Genomic DNA, 2,416 nt, shown 5'->3' with positions numbered 1-2,416 from the left:
CAACGGTCAAGTGGTGATTGATATTACTGATGGCGCTGACGCGGGGGGTAATGAGCACGGTGAAATCACCATCACTGAAGGTGATTTAACCCCTCAAACGGGTGAGCAAGGTTATCCTGTTTCAGGCTCTACAACAGTAGTCATTGAAGCTGGAGCTGATCGTTTAGATCCCACCAAGGTCACTATCGATCCAAAACAATTAACCACGTTAATTGATGAACTGTCATCTGAATTAACCACGGGCAATAATGAAGCGATCAGCTTCCATTATGACGCTGCAACAGGCGTATTAATTGGTAGTACCGCAACGGGTGAGCCTGTTGTGACGGTATCATTGGATGCGGTACAAGCGGCTAATGGTCATGATATCGATGTAAAAGTGACTATCACTCAAGAAAAACCATTAAATCACACTGACAGTGGTGTGGATGGTTTAGTGGATAGCATTAACGATCAGATCACCATTGATGTGCCGATTCAAGCGCAAGACACTGATGGTGACTGGTTAGAAAAACCTGCCAATGTTGATATCACTATCAAGGATGGCGCCAACCCCGAATTTGGTACCGATAGCGGCACCACCATTGATGAAACGACTCAACAAGGGCAAGTCATCCATGGTGATGTGCCTCTTGATGTGGGCTCTGATGCTATTCACCACATTGATTTCAATGCCGACCAACCGAGTTTAAATACAATCACCAGTAACGGTGAAGCAACAACATTTACGGTTTCAGGTAATGTTCTGACTGTTATTGATAGTGATAATAAGCCAGTGATGGTGGTGACTATCGCAACGGATGGTTCGTACACTGTTGAAGTCACAGGCCCGATTGATCAATCAGCGAGTGATGTTGTTAATTTGAACTTGGGTGTGACGGCCACCGATAACGATGGCGATACCACTAACGGTCAAGTGGTGATTGATATCACTGATGGCGCAGACGCGGGGGGTAATGAGCACGGTGAAATCACCATTACTGAAGGTGATTTAACCCCACAAGGCAGCGAGCAAGGTTATCCTGTTTCAGGCTCTACAACAGTAGTCATTGAAGCTGGAGCTGACCGTTTAGATCCTACCAAGGTCACTATTGATCCAAAACAATTAACCACGTTAATAGATGAACTGTCATCTGAATTAACCACGGGCAATCATGAAGCGATCAGTTTCCATTATGACGCTGCAACAGGCGTATTAATCGGTAACACGGCGGCAGGTGAGCCGGTTGTAACGGTGTCATTGGACGCGGTACAAGCGGCGAATGGTCACGATATCGATGTAAAAGTGACCATCATTCAAGAAAAACCGTTAAACCATGTAGATAATGGCAACCAAGGTTTAGTTGATAGCATCAACGATCAGATCACCATTGATGTGCCGATTCAGGCGCAAGACACTGATGGTGATTGGCTACAAAAGCCTGCCAATGTTGATATCACTATCAAGGATGGCGCTAACCCCGAATTTGGTATCGATAGCGGCACTACCATTGATGAAACGACTCAACAAGGGCAAGTCATTCATGGCGATGTGCCTCTTGATGTTGGCTCTGATGCTATTCACCACATTGATTTCAATGCCGACCAACCAAGTCTTCAAGGTATTACTAGTAACGGTGAAGCAACAACATTTACGGTTTCAGGTAATGTTCTGACTGTTGTTGATAGTGATAATAAACCAGTGATGGTGGTGACTATCGCAACGGATGGTTCGTACACGGTTGAAGTCACTGGCCCGATTGATCAAAACGATGCTGACATTGCCAACATTAACCTAGGCGTGACGGCGACGGATAACGATGGCGATACCACTAACGGTCAAGTGGTGATTGATATCACTGATGGCGCAGACGCGGGGGGTAATGAGCACGGTGAAATCACCATTATTGAAGGCGATTTAACCCCACAAGGCAGCGAGCAAGGCTATCCGGTTTCGGGTAATACGACGGTTGTGATTGAAGCCGGGGCTGACCGTTTAGATCCCACCAAGGTCACTATCGATCCAAAACAATTAACCACGTTAATTAGCGAATTAGAATCAGAATTAACCACGGGCAATAATGAAGCGATCAGCTTCCATTATGACGCCGCAACAGGTGTATTAATTGGTAGCACGGCGGCAGGTGAGCCAGTTGTGACGGTATCATTGGATGCGGTACAAGCGGCTAATGGTCATGATATCGATGTAAAAGTGACTATCACTCAAGAAAAACCATTAAATCATACCGACAGTGGTGTGGATGGTTTAGTCGATAGCATTAACGATCAGATCACCATTGATGTGCCGATTCAGGCGCAAGACACTGATGGTGACTGGTTAGAAAAGCCTGCCAATGTTGATATCACTATCAAGGATGGCGCCAACCCCGAATTTGGTACCGATAGCGGCACCACCATTGATGAAACGACTCAGCAA

General features: G+C 46.0%; 1 pseudogene. It reads left to right on the top strand.

Annotated elements, in window-relative coordinates:
* Positions 1-2,416, top strand: a pseudogene (locus tag VXS03_RS19965) (retention module-containing protein); the annotation flags it as partial.

This window comes from Photobacterium sp. S4TG1 (assembly GCF_036040035.1).
GTDB lineage: Bacteria > Pseudomonadota > Gammaproteobacteria > Enterobacterales > Vibrionaceae > Photobacterium.
This window is presented reverse-complemented; position numbering and strand designations above follow the sequence as displayed.